This is a genomic window from bacterium, assembly GCA_016708315.1.
Taxonomy (GTDB): Bacteria; Zixibacteria; MSB-5A5; order CAIYYT01; family CAIYYT01; genus JADJGC01.
This window is the reverse complement of record JADJGC010000010.1, coordinates 37,620-59,029: the sequence shown is the minus strand read 5'-3', so window position 1 is coordinate 59,029 and position 21,410 is coordinate 37,620. Positions and strand designations below refer to the sequence as shown.

The window sequence follows — 21,410 nt, the reverse complement described above, 5'->3', positions numbered from 1 at the left end:
CCTCATTCTTCGGCTTGGGCCACCCCTCCATTCAACGGAGCAACCCCCCCAATAAGTGATCGTCTACATGCTTCGACACGCCCCCTTACGTCCTTCGCTAAGTGGAGTAACTGAGATGCTCGAGTAGAAGAATCCCACCGCAAGCGGTGGGGCACCAATGCAGAGATAAAGCTACTAAATGGTCGTTTGCATGCCGCGGCGGATGTCCTGGATGTTGCGGACTTCGGTGACGATCTTCTCGGTTTGGCGTTTGATCGCCAAGAGATGCACAGAAGCAGCTTCGTCCTTGACCGCTACGGAATTCATCAACTGATCAGTGCGCGCCATAATCGATGTCAACGGTGTCGAGAGACGCATCGGGAGTTCGGCGAACAACTCGCCGGCGATGTTGCGCTGCTGCATGACAGAAACTTGACGGCGCAAGGTTTGAGTCTCTTCGCTGTTGATATGATTGGCCAGCACCTGCGCGATGATGTTTGCAAGGGCACGCGAGAAGAGCGTTTCGGAGAGCGAGAAATTGTTGCGTTCCCAACAGCGCAGTTCCGCAAGTGAGATGACGCCGATAGTTCTTGAACCGCTCATCAACGGGATAATCAGGGCCGAACGAGTGCCGGCGATGAGAGCGAGCGATTCTTCATCCTCGTCCATTTGCGTGCGTGTTTCGCGCTGATTAATCACCATCACGCGGCCAGTGATTACGGCCTGTCTGTGCCAGTGAACGCGATCGAGTGCGATGGTCGACTGCGCCGGCGCTTGTTCGCCAATATCGCGACTGCGCGAATCGGCGACGAACTCGAGTGATTCGGTTTCAGGGTGGTAGCGCCACATGCGGCAATAGGTGGTCGGGACTTTCTTGACCAGAAGCTCCAGCAGTTCCTGCAACATGACCTTAGTGTCACCGCCTGATACTACTGTTTTCAAGGCGCCGGTGAGATTGAGAATTTGGCGATTGTAAGCGACCAATTGCTGTGCCATGAGGTCTTGCTTGACCAGCGACAACAGAACTTCCGTTAGCGCGGGGGCAATTCTTTCGCCGAATTCGCGCGACAAAGAGTTAGTGGTCGATGCAAGAGTTACTGCTGCGACCACAGTGTTATTGGAGATCAGGGGAATGGTGACGGCACAGCGGGCGCCACAAGAGGCGAGCCAGTTGTCGTCCTCGTAGGCACTTCCCTGCAAATCGTCACAGAATGCCAACTGCGGCTCACTGAAGAGCGCGCCAAGTTGCGTTTTCAGGGTACTGATTGAGCGGTCGCGATCAGTGAGGAGGTTCTTCCCTACCCCGAGACAATGCTGAGTGACGTTGTAGCCACGCGGGTCAAAGACTGCAATGCGCAGGATGCTGAAGTCGATACGCTCCCGCAATCTGTCGTAGATTTGCCGGATGTGGTCAGAGATGCGGTCAGCATCCATGAGGTCGACGCGCAGTGAGTTGAACAGTGATTCGTATGGATCGTTGGATTCGTGTTCGACACCGGATGCAAATCCGCCAATCATTAGCACATCAGTCGTGAGTTGGAGATTGTCCAGCAACGAATCTGTGACGACATCGGCACTTGTCCAGAGCCCGAGGATGGCATCAACGCCTTCCTGATCAACCCTGATCGGCATAAGCGCGACCGGCGTTGTGTGATGTCCGAATCCTTCGGAAAGAAATACGTAGTTGCCTTCCGAGAGAACATCATAGAACTGCGAGAGGCGATTCTCCAAACCAGTGTTGACAACCGGGTCAGGGTCGATAATCGGCTTGTTGACGCGGATCGTATCGACAGAAGTGAACTTGAGCAAACGGGCAACTGCGTGTTGGAGTTGGTGCATGTCGCGCGAATTGGCTTTGAGAATGCGGGTCATTTCCGAAGTGTAGTCTGAACGTGCCTGCAGTGCGCTTGTTGTTTCACGCGCGGCGATCAAACGCGGCAGCCAGGTGAATATGGCAGAGACGATGAACGTGCCGCCTGCGACGAGAAGCAGCGCTTCGAGTGGGTAGCGATATTGTGCGTCGGAGAGTATCGGAATTTTATTGATTAAATCGCTATTGGCAATCGAAGTGAGTAGTAACAGCAGTCCCCATGAAACCAATCCGGCCATGAGTTTGTTGTACGTTTCCGGCGAGTCGCCGAAAAGACGTTCGCGCGAACGCGACAAGCCGTAGCTCGTCATCACCAACAGAACCAAGTACAAATATTGCGACACCTTGAGCCTCTCCCGGTGAGAAAATTATCTTATGTAATTGTTATCGACAGGAGTGTGCTTCTTTGAAGCGATTGACGGGGGAAATCGAAGTCTGCGCCGGGATTAGCGCATCAGCCGCGGATGGTTTCGAATTGAAACGCCGTCTGCTGCGGCGTGAGAATTCCGGAATCAGTCACGAATGAGGTGACGAGCTGATTGGGAGTCTCTTCGAAAAGCTGATCCTGATAGAAGGTGTCCGCAAACGCCAACGAAGGCGAAAGCGATACGCGGGAACTGCGCGAGACGAATTTCGTGCGGTCGGCGGCAACATACACCGGTTTGCCAAGTTCGCGCGCGGTCAATGCCAGCGAGTAGGTGCCAATTTTGTTGGTGAAATCGGTTTCGGAAACCCAGTCGGCACCGATGACAACCAGATCGACGTCCTTCATAACAGCGGCGCGAGCGTCGTCAACAAAGGTCTTCACGACGAATCCTTCGATAACGAGATCACCGGCCAAAAGCAAACCTTCGAGATCGGGGCGAGCTTCCGAGAGGAAGATTGTTGTCTGATGATTGAAGCATTGACAAATCAGTTCGCGGACGGTTGCGGAATTGCTGTGGAGCATGACGGAGCGAGGCGAGAGATTGAAGCGCTCGAAGTTGCCGGCGATCCTCTCCCCTGCCAGTTGTGCGGCACGCTTGAGTTCGTCGATGAGCGAGATGACGCGAGCGGTGATGTCGCTTTCGGGGCCGTCAATGACGCTTTCGAGTCGATGCGCCAGATAGTGAAACGGCGCCATCGCGGGCTGGGCCTGATAGACTGACTGGATTATTGCGCCGATCTCGGAGCGATTCGTGATGCCCGAGTCGAGTGCGGCTTTGGCGATGATGTCCAGAGTTTGCTGATAGAGGTGCGATGAACCGCGCTGTCGGTCGGCTCTAATTCGATTTAGTAGTTCGTTCCAATTGTTCATTGATCTTCATCGTGTTCTTAAAATGAAGTTTAGCCACGCGGCGCATAGCCTCAACGCCGTGCTTGCGAATAAATTTCACGCCAGCGGTATCGACCAGTGACCCGCCACCTTTGGGTAAGGTCAGATCGAATTCGCGGCTGAGGCGATCCATCGCGATCAGAAATTCGGCGCGGGCGAGAACCGAAGCCGTCGCAACGGCCAATTCCGATTCGCCGCGCACCTGCTGTATTAGTTCGACTTTGCGACCCTTTTCCATTAGCGCTCTTTCGAGAACGTTGGCGTTGGCGAATTGGTCGCTAATTACCGTTGCGCATTCGACCTTGCCGAGCAGGTTCTCAATGGCGCGAGCATGTCCCCACGCGAGTAACTTGTTGAGGTTGCCAATCTTCTGATAGAGATCGTTGTAGCGGTCGGGCATAACTACCACCAGGTCGTGTGGTACTTGTTCTTTAATTGTACGCGCCACGGTGAGAATTCGCGAATCGGTCATTTTTTTCGAATCGCGCACATACAAGTCCATCAGGATCGGCTTCTCCAGATCGCCGACCGCGGCAGCCGCAATAACCAATGGCCCGAAATAGTCCCCTTTGCCGGATTCATCGACACCGGCGATGTAATCGCTCAACTGCGTGTCCTAATTGGCGCGTTCGAGGTATTTGCCGGTACGCGTATCGATCTTGATGAGGTCGCCTTCCTTGATGAAGGGCGGGACTTTCACTTCGAGACCGGTTTCGACCTTGGCAGCCTTAGTGATGTTGGAAACGGTGTCGCCGCGCACAGCAGGTTCACACTCGACGATACGCAAGATGACCGAGCTGGGCATGTCGATGCTGATCGGCATTCCTTCGAAGTAGAGAATGACATATTCGGAGTTCTCTTTGAGATACGGGGCGTAGTCGCCGATCTGTTCTTTGTTGAGGAAGAACTGCTCGAAGTTTTCGACATCCATGAAGTACCATTCTTCATCGCTTGTATAGAGGTACTGCGTCTTCTTGTGTGCGAAGTCAGGGATATTGAAGTTTTCGCCTGAGCCGAAGGTGCGTTCGATGACAGAACCGGACTTGATGTTCTTGAGCTTGGTCCAGACGTTGGCCCGACCGCGACCGGTCTGCGAGCGCAGGAAGTCGATTATGTAATACGGCTCGCCTTCAATCGCAATCTTCATGCCGATGCGGAAATCACTGGTAGAAATCATTCTTCCTCCGAAAAACAAATATTATAAATCATCAAATTCCAATGTAGCTTTGGAAGATAAGCAAAAAACCGGCGTTCTGGCAACTACTTTGAGCGGCCAGCGGGATGGTTTGCGAGGGTTCCGGAAGCCATTTCCCTGACGCGGGCTATCAATTTTGGCGGCTCGATAACTGTGGCGTCTGCCCCGAATCCGACAATCCAACGGGAGATTTCCTCGATTCCGGCGACGGCAACGGAATATTCGATAGACTTATTCGGCAGACGGCGGACTGTTTCATCGGGATGGCGCTGGCCGGTGGATATGACAGCGGCGGCTTTGCCACGGAAGTGAATCTTGACGGAAACAGGCGTGCCGGTATAGACTTCCCACGATGATGCAAAGTAAGAATCGGGGCTGACCTTGGGATCGGGTTCGAATTGGCGGTCGGTGAAGCTGACGCGCGTGATGCGGTCGATGCGGAAAGTGCGGATCTCGCGATGCTTGCGACAGTACGCGAGCAGATACCAGGCGCGACCGCGAAAGACTATGAAGTACGGGTTGACCTCGCGCTGTGCGGTACCGGACGAAACCGAGGCATAACGAAACGTGACGACGCTGTGGTTGTCGACGGCTTTTTGCAGAAGACGAATTGTCAGGTCGGCGGTGCGATTGTCGGTCGTATTGCGAACGGAGATTTGCTGAGTATGACGGCGGCGCTTGAGTTGTTCCGGGACGTGGCTGTTGACGGCGACGTCGATCTTGGCGATGAGGCTATGGATGTTGGCGCTTTGGGACTTGAGCGATTTCAGCGGTGATCCCAGAAGAGCGACTTTGAAAGTGAGATACTCGTCGACAGACAGATTGATCGGCGGTAAGAAGAATCCCGGAAGAAGCTTATAGCCGTTGTCGTAATAGACAGGCGCACCAACATCGCAGAGAGCCGCCAAGTCGCGAAAGATCGTGCGCTCCGAGACACCGCATTTTTCAGCAAGCTTTAAGGATGTAATGGCGTGGTGGGTGCGAATCAGATTTAATATCGCCAGCAGTCGCCCGGACTTGGACAAAGTGTACCTCGGCGCAGATGTTTAACGTTTATTCATAAGTAATCTATGCCGCTTGGCGGACTCGTCAAGCTGTTTGTGGAATTCCCACCAGTATGGGATCGCTCCCACAATTGTTGCATTTCAGTGTGAAACCAAGACCTCCTCACGTGGGTTAAGCCGATGTCCGGCAAGACGCCAAGGCTGGTGTCAGTGGCGGCACGCGGATTGCACAGATACAACCCCAGAACACCTGTTTCGGGGAGGTAACAAGATGAAGGAGCAATTTGCGACACGCAGTCGTGTCGTGGTCCGGCTGTTGACGGCGGTGATTTTTTCGCTGTTGTTAAGCGGCTGCGGACTGGAAGCCCCACAGGCGCCCAGTTGGGACACCACACTGACTATCCCGCTGATTAACCGTTCCTACACGTCAGCAGAGTTGATTGAAAAGCTGGCGAGCGACAACATCGAAATCGATGAGTACGGTAACAGCAGTTTTCACATTCAGCGCGATCTTGACACGGTGACGATGGAGTCAATCCTATCGATCGATCCGATTGAATCAAATTACAGCAAGCAAGTAGGACGCATCAAGATCGTCTCGCCGAGCGACCAGAGCCAAAGTCTGGCGTTTTCGGATTATGTCCCGCTTGTGTTGGGCAGCGTCCCTGATACCGGAATCTCGACGGTTACGGTGTTCGGGCAGGCAAGCTCATTTGCGCACGCTGAAATCGACGAGGGCGGATTGACAATCACCGCCGTCAACAATACCGGATTTGAACTTGATTCACTCGCCGGGCAATTGATCAATTCGCAGGACGGTTCTGTTCTGGCGAATTTCGTTGTACCGGGCGGTCTTGCCGACGGTCAGGAATACTCGCAAGAGTATCCCCTAAATGACAAGAGCGTCGGCGTGCAGCTCAATTTTGAAGTTTACTTCCATACCGAAGGCGGACCGGCGCTGTCGCTGGCGGATCGTGTGATTAACTTCACGATCGACTATTCGGATGAAGTCTACGTCAAGTCGGTTTACGGACAACTCGATGCCTTCAGCAATGAGTATTCCGAGCGCACCAATCTCGCCGAAGACGTTCACCTCGAGACCGGCATGTTTGCCGGCGGCACCATGGATTTGGCGGCGCGCAATTCCCTATCGATACCGGTCGAACTGACTTTTGAATTTCCGGAAATCACGAACAATGATGTTCCGCTGCAGGTGAGCTATCAGCTGGCCGCTGGCGGTGTGCTGAATCAGCAAGTCGATCTTGGTGGTTGGACTATTCAACCAAATCAAGATTCGATTCTGACCGTGGTGCAAGCCAATGTTGCCGGTACCGGCGGGAACTATGCGACTATTGATTCGGAAGATGAATTTGAAATCGAATTCGGTTTGAATGACATACAGCTTGCAACAGCTCGCGGCGTGTTTGAGCCAACTGAGCTGGCTATCGAGAACAGCGAAGTCGCTGTTGATGTGCCGGTCGGATTTGATGAGGTCACGCTGGAATTCGTGGAGTTGAGCATCACGCTAAGCAACTACACGAATCTTTCCGGTGATGTCGCGGTCAATCTTCAGGCTTCGAATGGCAAGAGTCTTCAGGTGCTCGGCAATGTCGAAGCGCGCGGAGACAACAGCGCATCAATAACGCAGATATACTCTGATCAGCTTGCGGATTTGTTGACGCCGATTCCGGATCACATCACGGTATCCGGCGTTGCCACAGTCGGCGATGGAGTGACATCGGTGGAACTGACGCAAGATGAGTACTTCTCGGCAACGGCAGTGATCAGCGCGCCGATGGCGTTCAAGATTTCCCAAGCTACTGTTGAAGGCGACAAGAACAAGCTGACCGTCGACAAGGATATTGCCGAAGGATCGGACCGCCTCAATCACGGCAATTTCAAAGCCACGATGCACAATCACCTGCCGCTGGGCGCGCAGATGCGCGTGTATATCGGCACCGATTCGGCGTCGCTGTTCACCGCGCCGCTAACAATAATCGGGCCGCTGTCGTTTGATCAGGCAACGACGGATGCCAATGGCGCGGCTACGAATGAAGTTGTCACCAATAGCGAAATAGAATTGACCAAGGAAGATCTTCTGGTCTTCGGTAATCGCAATCTGTATGTCGCGACGGTTCTGGAACTTGCCGGATCGAACGGACAGACAGTGCGCATTCGTGCCGCGGACTATATGGCGATCTCCGGCGTTGTCCAGTTTACTGCGCGCGTCGGCGGGGAGGAATAACGATGAAGAAGCAAGATAATTCGAAAGCCGTTGCGGTTGCTCCGGAGAGAAGCGGCAATCGCATCATCGTCGGCTTGCTGATCATGACGACACTGCTGGCGCTGTTGGTTGTCGACCAGGCGTTTGCGCAGTCGGCACAGAGCGCACGTTCGATGGGAATGGCAGACAGCTATATGCTGATGTCGTCGAATTGCGAAGCATCGGCGGCTAATCCGGCGAATCTGGCATTGGCAGGAAGAAAGAACTTCTCGCTGAAGCTGGCTTCGGTCGGCGGTCACGTCGCGAATAACTCTTTCAGCATTTCAGACTACAAGAAATACAACGGCGAGTATCTCACCGAAAGCGACAAGCAGGACATTCTGAGCAAGATACCGACGGAAGGATTGAATTTCGACGCGAATGCCGGCGCAAGTGCGCTGTCATTCTCGGTTGGTTACTTCGCAGTCAATTTTGATGCTATCGGCGGCGGTCGCGGGACTTTGTCAAAAGACCCGATTGAGTTGGCGCTGATGGGCAACAAGGTCGGCGAAGTTGTCACTGCAGATGGCAGCGGCGGCGACAGCTGGGCTGCTGCGGCGGTCGGCGTCAGCTACGGCCGGAAGATCATGTCGCGAGGCGGTTATGATTTCCTGGGCGGCGCGACGTTCAAGTACTTGCGCGGATTGGGTTACTTCTCTGCAGAAGAACTATCAGCGGAAGCAGTCACGCTTGAGACCGGTATTGACGGAGTCGGCGGGCTGACGACAATCAGCGCGACCGGCGGTTCGGGATTCGCAATGGATCTGGGATTGGCAGTTCAAGGACAGCACGCCCAGTATGGACTGGTAGTGCGCAATGCCTTTGCGAATATCAACTGGAATAAAGAAGCGGAAGCAACGCTCTACACTTTTGAGCTTGAAGGAATGACGGTAGAAAACTCGGATGACGATTCGCTGGTCACCTCGGATGAGACGACTGTGGCGATCGGCGAGTACTCTTCCCGTCCCCCGCTTGAGCTTGAACTTGGTGCAGCCCGCAATTTCGGCAAGCTGCTGGTTTCGGGAAGTGTGCGTCAGGGATTTGTCAATACGGCGTTTGTTTCCAAGATGCCGCGACTGGCCGGTGGAGTTGAGTATCCGCTGGTCAAGCTGTTTGATTTGCGCGGCGGCATCGCCATTGGCGGTGTCGACGATTTTTCATTGGCAACGGGTATCGGGTTCAATTTCGGTCCCCTTCAGATTGATATGGCGTACGCGTCATCGGCGAAGCTCCAACCTTGGAGCGGGAACGGCGCGAAACTGGCAATTTCGACAATACTTGAGTTCTAGGATAAGGAGAGAGCAATGCGAACCCGTAAAATGATGATTCTAGTTGTAGCCGCGATCGCAGTTGCGGTCCTGGTGATTGGCACAGCTGATGCGATGCCACCGCACCCGAGTTTGCTTGAGCAGACAGAGCATGTCGGCGATGCGCAGAAGTCGCAGATTCTTAAAGGATGCCCTCATCCGCATTTGGCAGGAGCACCGGATGGCCGCGGTTTTGGCGAGCCGCTGCGAATCGATCCGTTGGCAAATCCGCAGGTTACAGGCAACATCCTGTGCATCTTGATAGAATTCTCTGACAAGCCGGCACAAGCCAGCGCAGAGTATTTCGATTCGCTGTTGTTCGGCAGCGCAACGGGAACTGTGAAGAACTATTACAATGAGATTTCATACGGCGGATTCGATGTAGTAACCGTGAATTATCCTTCGGACATCGGCTGGCAGACTGCGCCGCAGACCTATGCCTACTATTGTGCAGGCGACTACGGGATGGGCGCGTATCCGCAGAATTCGCAGAAGCTGTTCGAAGATGTAATTGATTTGGTCGATCCGGTCGTCGATTTCTCGAACTATGATCTCAATGCCGATGGTTATGTCGATGCGGTGATGCTTGTGCATACCGGATCGGGCGCAGAATTGACCGGCAGTGTCAATGATATTTGGTCGCATGCCTGGGGAATCACGCCGCGTTCGCGCGACGGCAAGTGGATTTCGCGCTACGCAATCCAGCCGGAATACTGGTATGGTGCCGGCGACATGACGATTGGTGTATTTGCACACGAAATGGGTCATGCCTACTTTGGCTATCCTGATCTTTATGACATAGACTACACCTCGAATGGCATTGGTCGCTGGTCGTTGATGGCCGGTGGATCGTGGAACGGCAGTCTTGGCAACAGCCCGGCGCATCCCGATGCGTGGTCGCGAATTGAAGCCGGTTTTGCCACCGCAACCAATGTGGTTGCGAACCTGGTCAACCAATCGATTCCCAATGTCGAGCAGAATTCTTCCGGCGCGATTTTCCGTATGTGGACGAACGGTGTTGGTGGGAATCAGTATTTCTTAATCGAAAACAGACAGCGAGTGGGCTATGATGCAGCATTGCCGACCGGCGCTTCAGGCCTGCTGATCTGGCATATCGACGAATCAATGGCTACCGGCAACAATACCGATAACGCCAACGAATGGTATCCGGGACACACGTCCTCAGGACATATGCGGGTTGCACTTGAGCAGGCAGATGGGTTGTGGGAGTTGGAAAAGAAGCTCGACAATGGCGACAACGGTGATCCGTTCCCGGGTTCGACTGCCAAGACCACGTTCAGCAATCTGACTACGCCGAATTCGAACGATTACAGCAGCACCGGAACGCTGGTCTCGATCACGAACATTTCGGCGTCAGCCTCGACGATGTCAGCCGACCTCGCGGTCAGCTTGATTGCCGATGCCGACGACTACACGTACGACAACGTCTTGCCGGCGAACTACTCGCTCGACCAGAATTTCCCGAATCCGTTTAACCCGTCGACGCGAATCAGTTTCAATCTGCCGAAATCGGGCGCAGTTCGCCTGACGATATACAATATCCTCGGCGAAAAGATTGAGGAACTGGTAGATGGTTATCTACCGGCGGGAACGCACGCGTTTACCTGGAACCCAAACAGCGATGGTACGCCGTTGGCTTCCGGAGTTTACATGTACGAACTCGTGACGGAAGAGGCATCATTAAGCCGCAAGATGCTGCTATTGAAGTAATACCCCTGGTTACCGATTAGGGGTCCTGTCATGCTCCTTCAGGACCCCTACTCGACGTTTGGTCTTTCACTCGGAACCGAATCCATCACATCACTGTCGGGAAATCGGAATGGAGCATCCTCCATTTCAACATCCATTGGCAGTCCACGTTCCGGCTTCTTGACGCCGCGATTTTTCTGCTTCATCACATCTTTGTAGACCGCGTAGCAGGTGCGACATCTTTTCGGATCCTCTGTGAATCCTCTCTCGGCGAAATACTCTTGAGCTCCGATTGTGAACGCGAATTCTTCTTTGCAATCAACGCAAATCAGAATCTTGTCCTTGAATTTACCGTTGTCCATAAATCCCCCCAGTCTGGATTATGGAATGTTTAAAGAACTACCGAAGTAGCTTTGACTCCATCCTCTCACGAGATGTGTGCTTCCATGCACCGCAAAAGTTACTCAAACAGGCATTTCGCCATACCCGGTTCGAGTATATCGCAAATGTCTTGTTTAAGTCAACTAAAATTTATGCAAGAGGTTACGGAAAATAAAGGTGGAGTTATAATGGTCGAGGTTTGGGCCCTCACCCCCGATCGGATCGGGATCTTTGACCTACCCTCTCCAGAGAGGAAACGCGGATGCGGGTTCCGCGGCCGACGCCCCCAACCTACCCCCTCCCAGAGGGAGTTAGTTGGGGGGCCAGCCGTGAAGTGAGAACCCACAACATGCGGAAAGCAGCACCGACCCGAGGGGCCCCTACTGCAGTTTCATCATTTTGCGGACAGCGACGAATTCGCCGGCTTCGAGGCGATAGAAATAAAGGCCCGAAGAGACCTGGCGGCCTGATTCGTCGGCGCCATCCCAGACGACAGTTTTGAAGCCCGGCTCCTGATAGGAATCGACCAGCATGCGAACGCGCTGACCCAGGATGTTATGAATCGTCACGCGGACGTTGACGCCTTCGGGCAACGCATAGGTGATGCTCGTTTGCGGGTTGAACGGGTTCGGGAAATTCTGCAAGAGCGAGAATTCTTTGGGAAGGACAATGTCGGATGCCAGCGAATTGACAAGTTCCAACATGCGATCACCGCGTTCGGTTCCGGCAAAGCTGGCCAGCGATGGACGCAGTTCGCGGAAGCCTTCAGCATATTCTGACAAGTTAAGGTCGTCATAATGAAGCGGAGCGGCTGACGGATGAGTCAGATCCCAGTTGGTTGAAATGACCAGCAGGTCGGTGACATCAACCACGCCATCGCCGTTGGCATCGGCGTAGGTGGCACGTTTGTCAGTCCACTCAAGAGCCTGCTTGGCGGCGAAGCTGTTGCCTTCACCGAAGAGATCACGGCGCGGACCGGTCACACCGAAGAAGATTCCGAGCGGGAGGACATCCTGCTCATTTACGCGGCCATCGTTGTTGCAATCGCCCGGGAATACCGAGGGGCCGGTCACAAAGCGGAATGTGAAGTCATCGAGCGGCGAGCCCTCGGCGATGTTGTCGTTGTCGCCGTCGAGTGAGTTTCCAGAAAGGTCTTCGACAGTGCCGAGCAGACGGACATCAATGGTGTCATAGGCAGGCAACTTTCCGGTCGGCACGAACTGCAGGCGAGTATTTTCATTGATGCTGTTCACGGTACCGCCAAGCAACTGATTTAAGCGCTTGGAACGAACGACAAGCGGCGATGGGACCAAAGAACTGATATCAATCGATTCGGAGATATCGATGGTGATTGACGAGCCGACCAGGACTTGATTGGCGTCGGCAAGCGGTGAAGTTGCAGTTATCTTGGGCGGCTTGCGCTCGGCAATGCCAATACCTGAGAGACTGATCTCGAAAAACTCGGTAACGGGGTCGTTGGTTTGTATCGTCAGAGTCGCGGCATAATCGCCAATCTCTTCGGGATCGAAACGGACCGGGATGTAGAAGAATGCACCCGGCAAAAGATTGGTGGTTGTGGATGTAGCCAACGGCACGAAGGCCGGGTCATCGCTGGTGACATTGAATACCGCCAATGACAGCACACTCGCAAAGGGGTTGGTGATCTGGTTCGTGACGACTACTGTGTCGATTTCGAATTCGTCGACCTGGACGGAATCGAAGTCGATACTCAATGGCGCAACCGAGGCAATCGGCAGCGGATTGGAGCGGAAATAGAAATTGATCGTGTCGATCGGCAAATTCGCTGTTGAGGTACCGATGATTCGAAGTTGGTAGTCCCCTGCCGCGAGAATCGAGTCCATTGCGACTGTCGCGATGAACTGCTCGGGCACGCCGACCTGCGATTTGTTTAGCGTTACGGTTGCACGACCACGACGCGGATTTGACGGGATGATCGTCGCGGTAAGATTTACGCGGCGATTATGAAGTCCGAAAATCGTGTCGACCTGAATAGTGTAGGTCTTACGGAAGTTGTTGGAAACCGTATCAGCTGATGCAAGAATCATATCGAAACCGGAGACCTGGATATAGTTTGGTCTTGAAAAGGTCGTGCCCGCACCGCAATCGTTAGATGCGGTCAGGTCTACGGAGTAAACTCCCGGTGTGTCGTAGGTCATTAATGTATCTTCGCGATGAGCGGAAACGCCATTGCCGAAGTTCCAAAGCCAACTTGTCGCGGGGTTAGTAGTGCTGCCATTGAAGTTTACCAATAACGGGGCAGAGCCGGATACAGGAGTTGCGGTAAACGTTGCATTCGGTTTATCACTGACAGTTACAGTCAATGTCGCGGTATCAGGTCCGCAAAGATTGGTGGCAATCAACCGGACAAGGCGCGTTCCAATAGTGGTGTAGGTGTACGTCGGGCTGGTTACTGTCGATGTATTGCCGTCGCCGAATTGCCAGAGATAGGTAGTGCCATCATCCGGCGGTGTATTGTTGGTGAATGTCACCGGCACGCCAACGCAGACAGTCGTGTCGTTTGTGACAAAGGCGACTACAGGCCGTCCCAGCACAGTGATGGTCTTTGTGACTGACTGTGTATCAGAGTCGCAACTGGCAGTCATGGTGATATCGTATTCGCCGGGGAGCGCGTAGATTTTCGTCGGAGCAAATTCCTCAACGATATCGACCGTGTCGACATCGCCATCACCCCAATCCCAGATTGTTCGATACCACGAGCCGGTGATTAGAAAATCGGTGTCAATGCTTTGACCGGCACAAGGTGAAAGCGGCGCCCAGGTAAAGTCGGGAACGAGCAGACAGTTTTCGAACGGACCGATATCGGGATTGGCGCCAACCCAGCGGTCGCCGCCGTCATAGTCGGCATAGAACATTCCAAAAGTCCATAGCCCGGCATTAATCAAAGGCGAGGTATTGCGAAGATGGTAGTTGCGCGCACTTGCATCGACAAACTGCGGGTCGACTCCGATCAGGTTTGATGGATCGGTCGGGCACCCGCCAAGCATCAGGTCATTCGGGAAGTTCCCAAAGAAAGCATTGTTGACGACCGGCGCAGCTGATGTATTGCAGTCAATCGCGTAATCGGAATTGGCATAGAAGATGTTGTTCTGAATGACGGGATTGGCCGTTTGTAAGTATCCAATTCCACCGCCATTGCCGGAGTCGCTTTCGCCGGCGTAGAAGAGATTGTTATATACATCTGGAAGCGATCCAGCATCGAGGTACACGCCGGCGCCATCGAGTCGGCTGCGATTCCAACGCACGAGGTTATTTTGAATTTGTGCCGGGACGGTGTCGGCGAAAGCGCCCAGCAAATAGATGCCGCCGCCAAGACTCTGTATCGACCAATTGGAATCGATATCGTTTGACCAAATGCGGGGGCTTGATGCAAAACCGGAAATACCGCCGCCACTGCTGCGAGTCCAATTCTCTTTGATGAGGTTGTTATGAATGTCGGCTTCGCTGTATTCAAGACGAATTCCGGCACCGGGAGTAGCCGAACCGGAGCCGCCATTTTGAACAATCCGGCAGTAGCGAATCTCGGGATTGGTTGAAAATCCGGTGGTGCCGGGGATATAAATTCCGTGAGGAGTTCCGCGCGTTATGGTGAATCCGTCGATGACAACGCCACCAACTCCGTAATAAAACTCGATACAATTACCGGTCAATGAGCCGTCGATCGTAGTGACTCCGGCTCCGCTTTGGCTTCTGAGGACGACAGGACCGGACGTGATGAAGATATGCTCAAGATACGTCCCCGGCTTGACCATGACGGTGTCTTCACCGCTGACCTGATAGGTGTAGTTGACGGCAAATTGGATAGTGCGATAAGGGCTCGCTTCGGTGCCGAAATTTGCGCCGACGGCATCGGTACCGTTTGGCGCGACCCAGAAAGTGCCTGCTTGAGCGGGCAATGAAGCCGCGAGCAGAAGCAATACGAATGTTAATAGCTTACGGAGCATCTATGCGAATCTCCCCTTCCTCGATAAAGAGGACTTCCTCACGCGGCAGAGAGTTTCCCTGCCAATCGATAAGGCTCAAGGTTTCTTGCGGGATCCCCAGCGATGAAGTTCCAGCGGCTTTTCCGGCAATAGTGATCACGGCGATTGTGCCGTCGATTGATACTCCCTGCGCCGATTGATTGCCTTTGATGGAATAGGCGACGGCGACATATCCGGGACGCGTTTGCGTGAAGAAAAGCGCATCCTTGCCTGCGAAGATATTCCCTGCGACGACAGAGACGACTTCAACGAGCGCTGTGTCGTATTCGAGCCGGAAACTTGCGCCGAAGAGCGAATCGACGTTATGCACGAAGATGCTAATTGATTTGTTTTCTTCGATACCGACTTCGCTGAACATCGGACTTACGCGAATCATCGGTACGAGCGGTTCCATTTTGATATCGACTTCGGTAATGACGCCGGTGAAGACGTCGGCTATGGCACTGCCGGAATAGAGAGCAATTTCAGTATTGTTGAATGCGGTCATTTCGAAGGTTCGGTCTTCGCCGATGGGGACATCGGTGGTGATTGTTGCGACGCCGTCGACGATATCAAGATCGTGCGTGATGGTTTCGAAGCCCTCACCGCTGATGGTTAGCAATATCTCAGTTATATTCTCGCCGAGACCCGCTTCTTTGAGCAGCGAGGTAATAGTGACTTCTTTGGAGCCGCCGGAGTTTGTTGAACTGCCGGAGCAACCGGCAATAACGGCAAGCACCGTAATGAGCGCAAGAAGGCGAATGATATGCATTAGAATCGCAACCTCCCGCCGAAGCTGAATTCGGTGCCGGCAACATCAATGATTTGATCCTTTGGCGCGTCTTTGTTGGCTTCACCATTGTTCATGACTAGTCTGCCGAAGAATGAGTAGCGTTGATCGGGAGCTGCGTATTCAAGGCCGCCGCCAAATGAGACGACGTCTGACTTGCCGAAGAAATTGGTCGAACTGGATTCGTAGTCGTTTGCCGACAAAGTTCGATATCCCGCAAGAAGCGAAGCGGTGACTTGCGGCGAAAGTTTGTAGGCGAATGTTCCGCTGATGACGGATTTGTCGCTATTGGAGTTTTTGTCTTCGCTTTCAAGTGATGATCCAAAGAGAACCGAGTTCTTATTGCGCATGATGTGAGCTAAAGTCAATGCGACACCGGCTTTGTTGAATTGTTTTCTTCCCGTCGCTACGAATGAAAGAACACCGCCGCTTTTGAAGACTTCGGTACCTTCGACTTTGTCAGCCATATAGTGGCGGTAAGACAAATCCAGATCGAGTGCGGCATCGCCCTGCTGGGCAGTGGCCGAACCCTGGATTGCGATTTCATCACCGGGATTGTATTTGTCGCCGTCTTCGAGATAGGTGAACGGGCCGTTGAGATTGTAGCTGAGAGTGGCGCCATATAGCAACCATTCGTTGGCTTCCGAGGCAACTCCGATTTGGCCGGTGAAGCCGAGCCCTTCGCTAACCTGTTTGACAGGGGTCGTGAGATAGTCATCGGAAATCAACTCAGCGAGGAGCACTTGAACGGTGTCAAGATTGGTCTGGCCGAGCGGCAAGACGATGCCGCCAGAGACGAAAACGCGGTCTTCGGCAAACGAGTGGAATACTCGAACTGACGTACCCGACATCGAAGTCAGTGTTGCGGTAAGCTCGGACGCATCGAGGTTGGAGCGGCTAATGGCAGAGGTAAGATGAACCTCCCAGTTATCCGCTACGGGTAGATAGAAATTGAATGGGAACGCTGACTGGGTGAGATTGAGTTCTTCGCCGCCAACGGTAAGCTTCCAGCTTTGATAAACAATGCGCGCCGACATTGCTTTGGTCTGTCCATAGACGATCTGGGCATTGAGATTCGTGCTTGATGCGATAACAATTAACAATGAGACGATCGTCGCAATCCGATAACAAACGCTCAGTCGGTCCTCCCTCTTACTACAACTGTTCCCTTGGTGACACGCGGTGTCACGTACGGGTTTTCATCTTCAGGCGCGGTACCTCGGGTTGATTCCTGCAACCGTTCGATAATCACGCTGCGGTCGACTTCGGTCTTGCCCTGTTCGACGACTTCCGTGTTCGCCAAAGCAGCGACTTCGCCGATCGGCTTGAGTTTGCCGTCGTAATCGGACAAGCCGCCGAATTCCTGGATGGCGTTTTTCGCCAAGCCGAAGTTGGCGTCCTCGTTGATTGCGGCTTTGAATTCAGCCTCTGCCAGCGAGTACATTCCCTGATCGACATATTCGAGACCGCGAGAATAGGCAATGAGCGCCAGAATCGACTCGGTAGCCGGTTTGCTGATGGCATTACGGATCTGCGGTGTGATTTCATAACCAAGTTTGGAGATAATATCGAAGCTAAGTTCCTTCTGCATTTTGAAAAAGTCGTTGACCTTTCCCTCTTTGCGGTCGGGGTAGCTTGCCAGACCGGGTCCGACATCGATGATACCGGCATCGAGTTCGATACCGTTGTCGGGTTTGGCATTCAATTGGCCGGTGACGATTTTCGCCGCGCCGACCAAGCGGCCAATACGCGGAGAGGTGAATTTGTCTGAGAATTCCGACTGGCTCAACTTCAGTTCGTCTTGTAGTGCGGCAAGTTCCAAGCGCTCGACGAGGGTCAAGTTCGGGACATTGGCAAGGTCGGCGTAGATAAGCTCGGCAATGCCGCGCCCCAACGAGCGATATTGCTGGGGTAATGCTGTTGCATCGAAGCGTACGATTGCGGCAGTATTGCCGGGAATCTCGGAGACGTTGACGTTCTTCTCATTAGAGATGGCGGAAGTGACGACTTTTTGGAGGTTGTCATCTTCTATCCAGCGGAGGCGTTTTTTGGCCTCGGACTGAAGTCGCGGGTCACCGCTCATCGAGAGATACTTGCGATAGTTTTCGCGAGCGCCATCGAAGTTGCCTTTGCGTTCGGCGATCATGCCGCGATAGAACACTGATGAGGCGTCATTCGGCGAGAGTTGGGTTGCCTTGTCGAATGCTTGTGATGCGGCATCGAGGCTATCGAGTTGATAGTAGGCGATGCCAAGTCCGCGCCAAAGTTCGGCTTTGTCGGGAGCTTTCTGCAGGCGTTCGCGATAGAGCGAAGCGGCACGCTCATAATCGCCCTTGCCGAGAACGCGAGTGCCGGTGTTGGAGGTGCTTGCACACCCACCGATCACACCGGCTATCACGAATACTGTTAGAGTTGCGAGAAATCCGTTTCTCATTGTGAGTTTGATTTGATCTCCAATTCTACTCTCTGTTTACGTTCGGAGGCCATAACGAAGTTCGGAGAAATCTGCAGGGCCTCGGCATAATATTTATTGGCTGATTCAAGGTCGCCCTTCTCTTCGAAGGCGATACCGCGCGACTGTGCGAGTACAGCGGCGAGGCTGACATCGGGAACCTTGGCGCCGGCCTTCTTGATAGCGTCGGCTTGCACGTTGAAATAGGTCAGGATTGAATCGCTGACCATACCAATGAGCTGGCCGATCTTGCCTTCCTTGCCTTCAAGGCTGAAGCTCTTTTTCGGCAAGCTGGTTTCGGTGTCGATGATGCGAGCCATGATGCGGACTTTGTTATCTTCCATCTTCATGAATGTACCGAATACGAAGTTCTGGACGCCGACAACCTTGCCGACCTGAAGCCGAGTGTTTTCATCGGCGAGGTCGCTTTGCGACATTTTCAGTTCGTCGGTGATGAAGTTGATTTTTTCGCGCGACGGGACATAAACAACGCCTGATTGCGTAAGCGTGCTATTCATCATAGCGGCAACGCCGATACCGGCGGAGGCATACTTCTCGGCATCAACAATCGAACCGTTGGAGAAGTCGGCGGCGTAGACAGTGATCATCTTCTCGCGCATGCCGGGCTTGAAACCGGTGTCCTGGCAGAACTTGATCCAGGTGCGGGCGAACTTCTTGTGTTCTATGTCTTCGTTAAAGGAAGTATTCGGGTCCATCTTGACCAATGCGCCAAGATAGCTGACCGCGACCGGTTCTTGATTGTTGACGGCGGCAGCTTTGGAGAGCCAGGTGAGCGCGGCGATGCTGTCCTGAGTTGACAGTCCGGGCTGGGCGACCAAATCGGAGGCCTTGATCACAGCATCGGCGAACTGGCCGGTGCGATACAGTTGGCTGACCTTGTCGAGGTCTTCCTTGACGCCGGCGTTGGCTGCAACAACAAGCAGCAACAACATGACGAACGCCATGACGATGTTCAATTTCCGCATAATAGGATTCCTTTCGTTCAACCTAACAGTTTGAAAAATTCTCGCAAAGAAAATCATTTCTTCCGCAGACGCAGTTCAACGAGCTCGTCGCCACGGAGATTGATATATTTCGGCTTATCGATGGTGCGAAAGTCGGGATGTTCGATCCAAATCTTGTGCGTTCCCTGCATGAGACGGATTGGAAACGGAGTTTCGCCATCGACGATCTTTTCATTATCGATATAGACCTGCGCCGCGACGACTTCATTAGGGTTGTTTTCGACAAGCGACGCGATGGTCAGTTTGCTGTCCTTATTTACCGGTTCAAAGACCTTACGTACTTCATTGCCGTCAACATTGACGACTTCTGTGAGTCTGCCGACATCGGTGATGATGCCAACTTCGTAATTGCCTTTAGCCACGTCTGAGAATGTCACTGGTTGTCCGCCATATTGTACACTCTTCCCGTCGAATACAACAGTCACCGGTTCGAATATCTTGTAGTTTTCAACGACGACAACGATGCTTCCGGTTGCCGTCGAGACAGCCGCTGTAAGCGTAAGTGATTTGCTAACAACAACATCGGCCACATTGAAGCTCTGTGCCAGAGGCTTTGAGCCCTTGCCTTCAATTCGGACTATGTACTCACCCGGGGCGAGATTTTTCTTGGCAAAGGTGGATCCTGTGTATTGTTCTTTCTTGCCCTCGAATTCCACCGTGACCGGAGCGAATTGTTGATAGTTGGCCAATGTCAGATCAAAACCTCCCGTTGGAAGGGGCGTCTGTTTGAGGCCGCTCCACATCTTGACAAGCGCTGGCGGGAAACGATTGTCGGCGAACTCAGTGCCGGGTGATTCGGAGTAAAGTTCCTTGAGGATTTCGCTGGCGGCAGAGATTTGCTGATCCATCAGCTTCGAGGCCGCCTGAAACTGGCGAATTTCGAGTTTTTGTCCAACTGAGGCGGAATTCGACTGGCGTAGACTGGCGAACAAGTCGGCAGCTTCGGGGAATAGTTTCTTTTCGTACAAATCGAAAGCAGTCGTCAATGAGTCGGAAAATGTAGCCGACTTTGTTGGGGATTCTGTTGATGGCTGCATCAGGTAGTAAATTGCAGCAACGGCAACCAAAACTACCGCGGCGAGAATTCCGACCAACTTCCCCTTGCCGCTCGGGCGTGTCGACTCGGAAGTGGGCGGCGACACGGGCGGAGCGGGATGTTCCGGCGGTGCAGTTCGCACGGTGCGTTCGCTATATACTGCTGAACGCTGGATTACTGTCTTATCTGAAGATTCGGGCAGGTCGAGTCCGCGCAATGCGTTGGACATCTCTTCGGCATTCTGGAAGCGACGCTCCGGTTTCTTTTCCAATGACTTCATCACAACATCGGAAATCGACTTCGGCAGACTGCTTCGAAATTCAGTGGGCGGAGGCGCAGTTTTTTCAAGATGTCCGGTCATGATTTCGTAATCGGAATCAGCTTCGAAGGGCGTGCGGCCAGTGAGGACTTGATACATTGTTACACCGACGGAGTACAGATCGCTGCGGTTATCGATGTCTTTGCCGCGAATCTGTTCCGGTGACATATAGAGCAAGGATCCGGCGCCGGTGCCGGTACGCGTTAGCTTAGTGCTGCCGGCGACTTTGGCAATTCCGAAGTCGGTGATCTTGACGATGTTCGCCTTGGTGATCATGATATTGGACGGCTTGATGTCGCGGTGAACAATGCCGTTGACGTGGGCATATCCGAGCGCCGCGAGAAGCTGTTCAAAAATCGGAATCGATTCAATGGCGCTGAGGTATTTCTTATCACGCAAGATGCGGTCGAGGTTGGTGCCATCGACATATTCCATGACAATGAAACTGAGGCCATCGACTTGGTCATAGTCATAAACACGAACGATATTCGGATGCTCGAGGCGCGCCAATGCGAGGGCTTCCCTTTCGAAGTAGGCGGCGAGCATTTCGTCCGAGGCTACCTGGGGATGGAGAATCTTGAGAGCGACCTGCTTCTGGAGCTTGGTATGGTGAGCGAGGTAAACGGCGCCAAAGCCGCCCTCACCGAGTTTATCAAGGATGTCGTATTTGCCGACGCGCTTCAAGTCCATTTAAGTCCCACAATATCAAGTCGTTAAGGTTTACGAATCTGCAAGAAACCTAGAAGGGATTCCAGCGTCAACT

At 53.2% G+C, this 21,410-nt stretch carries 15 protein-coding genes; 3 read left to right on the top strand and 12 right to left on the bottom strand.

The genetic code is table 11. The annotated features are described in order from the left end of the window. Positions 1–174: 174 nt before the first annotated feature. The 5 genes from IPH59_09720 to IPH59_09700 all read right to left on the bottom strand — a co-directional run bounded on the left by IPH59_09720 (position 175) and on the right by IPH59_09700 (position 5,384). Positions 175–2,193, bottom strand: a complete 2,019-nt coding sequence (locus tag IPH59_09720; GenBank protein MBK7091979.1) for a GAF domain-containing protein — start codon at positions 2,191–2,193, stop codon at positions 175–177. A 110-nt stretch (positions 2,194–2,303) separates the two neighbouring features. After that, positions 2,304–3,146, bottom strand: a complete 843-nt coding sequence (locus IPH59_09715; protein MBK7091978.1) for a hypothetical protein — start codon at positions 3,144–3,146, stop codon at positions 2,304–2,306. After that, the gene (rnhC, locus tag IPH59_09710) at positions 3,112–3,771 is read right to left on the bottom strand and encodes a ribonuclease HIII (GenBank protein MBK7091977.1); all 660 of its coding nucleotides are present in this window, start codon (positions 3,769–3,771) and stop codon (positions 3,112–3,114) included. The genes IPH59_09715 and rnhC overlap by 35 nt, the downstream gene beginning before the upstream one ends. A 9-nt stretch (positions 3,772–3,780) precedes the next feature. Then, positions 3,781–4,341, bottom strand: a complete 561-nt coding sequence (efp, locus tag IPH59_09705; GenBank protein MBK7091976.1) for an elongation factor P — start codon at positions 4,339–4,341, stop codon at positions 3,781–3,783. An 83-nt stretch (positions 4,342–4,424) separates the two neighbouring features. Beyond that, complete coding sequence (locus IPH59_09700; protein ID MBK7091975.1) at positions 4,425–5,384, bottom strand: YafY family transcriptional regulator; 960 nt, start codon at positions 5,382–5,384, stop codon at positions 4,425–4,427. 250 nt (positions 5,385–5,634) lie between these two features. On the opposite strand from IPH59_09700, the gene IPH59_09695 reads away from it, so the two are divergent. The 3 genes from IPH59_09695 to IPH59_09685 are packed head-to-tail and all read left to right on the top strand — an operon-like array spanning position 5,635 to position 10,664. Continuing rightward, on the top strand, positions 5,635–7,608 hold the full coding sequence (locus tag IPH59_09695; protein ID MBK7091974.1) for a hypothetical protein: 1,974 nt from the start codon (positions 5,635–5,637) through the stop codon (positions 7,606–7,608). Positions 7,609–7,610: 2 nt separating this feature from the next. Next, positions 7,611–8,915, top strand: a complete 1,305-nt coding sequence (locus IPH59_09690) for a hypothetical protein (protein ID MBK7091973.1) — start codon at positions 7,611–7,613, stop codon at positions 8,913–8,915. Positions 8,916–8,930: 15 nt separating this feature from the next. Continuing rightward, positions 8,931–10,664, top strand: coding sequence for a M6 family metalloprotease domain-containing protein (locus tag IPH59_09685; protein ID MBK7091972.1), 1,734 nt, complete (start codon positions 8,931–8,933; stop codon positions 10,662–10,664). Positions 10,665–10,711: 47 nt separating this feature from the next. On the opposite strand, the gene IPH59_09680 is transcribed toward IPH59_09685, so the two are convergent. The 7 genes from IPH59_09680 to IPH59_09650 form a co-directional block, all read right to left on the bottom strand. After that, entirely contained in the window at positions 10,712–11,005 is a 294-nt protein-coding gene (locus IPH59_09680; GenBank protein ID MBK7091971.1) for a zinc-ribbon domain-containing protein, read from the bottom strand. Between the two features lie 399 nt (positions 11,006–11,404). Continuing rightward, positions 11,405–15,007, bottom strand: a complete 3,603-nt coding sequence (locus IPH59_09675; protein MBK7091970.1) for a PKD domain-containing protein — start codon at positions 15,005–15,007, stop codon at positions 11,405–11,407. Further along, positions 14,997–15,797, bottom strand: a complete 801-nt coding sequence (locus tag IPH59_09670; protein MBK7091969.1) for a hypothetical protein — start codon at positions 15,795–15,797, stop codon at positions 14,997–14,999. Before IPH59_09670 ends, IPH59_09675 begins: the two co-directional genes overlap by 11 nt. Further along, the gene (locus IPH59_09665) at positions 15,797–16,918 is read right to left on the bottom strand and encodes a hypothetical protein (GenBank protein MBK7091968.1); all 1,122 of its coding nucleotides are present in this window, start codon (positions 16,916–16,918) and stop codon (positions 15,797–15,799) included. Before IPH59_09665 ends, IPH59_09670 begins: the two co-directional genes overlap by 1 nt. Positions 16,919–16,950: 32 nt before the next feature. After that, positions 16,951–18,249 carry a tetratricopeptide repeat protein gene (locus IPH59_09660; GenBank protein MBK7091967.1) on the bottom strand — a complete coding sequence of 433 codons (1,299 nt, stop codon included), beginning with the start codon at positions 18,247–18,249 and terminating at the stop codon, positions 16,951–16,953. Beyond that, on the bottom strand, positions 18,246–19,253 hold the full coding sequence (locus IPH59_09655) for a tetratricopeptide repeat protein (protein ID MBK7091966.1): 1,008 nt from the start codon (positions 19,251–19,253) through the stop codon (positions 18,246–18,248). Before IPH59_09655 ends, IPH59_09660 begins: the two co-directional genes overlap by 4 nt. Positions 19,254–19,306: 53 nt before the next feature. Continuing rightward, on the bottom strand, positions 19,307–21,337 hold the full coding sequence (locus IPH59_09650; GenBank protein MBK7091965.1) for a serine/threonine protein kinase: 2,031 nt from the start codon (positions 21,335–21,337) through the stop codon (positions 19,307–19,309). Between the last annotated feature and the right edge of the window lie 73 nt (positions 21,338–21,410).

Excerpts from the sequence above, each read along its gene's own strand:
- IPH59_09670 (MBK7091969.1), bottom strand. The coding sequence starts at position 15,797 with ATGCATATCATTCGCCTTCTTGCGCTCATTACGGTGCTTGCCGTTATT.
- IPH59_09660 (MBK7091967.1), bottom strand. The coding sequence starts at position 18,249 with ATGAGAAACGGATTTCTCGCAACTCTAACAGTATTCGTGATAGCCGGT.
- IPH59_09685 (MBK7091972.1), top strand. The coding sequence starts at position 8,931 with ATGCGAACCCGTAAAATGATGATTCTAGTTGTAGCCGCGATCGCAGTT.
- efp (MBK7091976.1), bottom strand. The coding sequence starts at position 4,341 with ATGATTTCTACCAGTGATTTCCGCATCGGCATGAAGATTGCGATTGAA.
- IPH59_09695 (MBK7091974.1), top strand. The coding sequence starts at position 5,635 with ATGAAGGAGCAATTTGCGACACGCAGTCGTGTCGTGGTCCGGCTGTTG.
- IPH59_09715 (MBK7091978.1), bottom strand. The coding sequence starts at position 3,146 with ATGAACAATTGGAACGAACTACTAAATCGAATTAGAGCCGACCGACAG.
- IPH59_09650 (MBK7091965.1), bottom strand. The coding sequence starts at position 21,337 with ATGGACTTGAAGCGCGTCGGCAAATACGACATCCTTGATAAACTCGGT.
- IPH59_09680 (MBK7091971.1), bottom strand. The coding sequence starts at position 11,005 with ATGGACAACGGTAAATTCAAGGACAAGATTCTGATTTGCGTTGATTGC.
- IPH59_09655 (MBK7091966.1), bottom strand. The coding sequence starts at position 19,253 with ATGCGGAAATTGAACATCGTCATGGCGTTCGTCATGTTGTTGCTGCTT.
- IPH59_09690 (MBK7091973.1), top strand. The coding sequence starts at position 7,611 with ATGAAGAAGCAAGATAATTCGAAAGCCGTTGCGGTTGCTCCGGAGAGA.
- IPH59_09675 (MBK7091970.1), bottom strand. The coding sequence starts at position 15,007 with ATGCTCCGTAAGCTATTAACATTCGTATTGCTTCTGCTCGCGGCTTCA.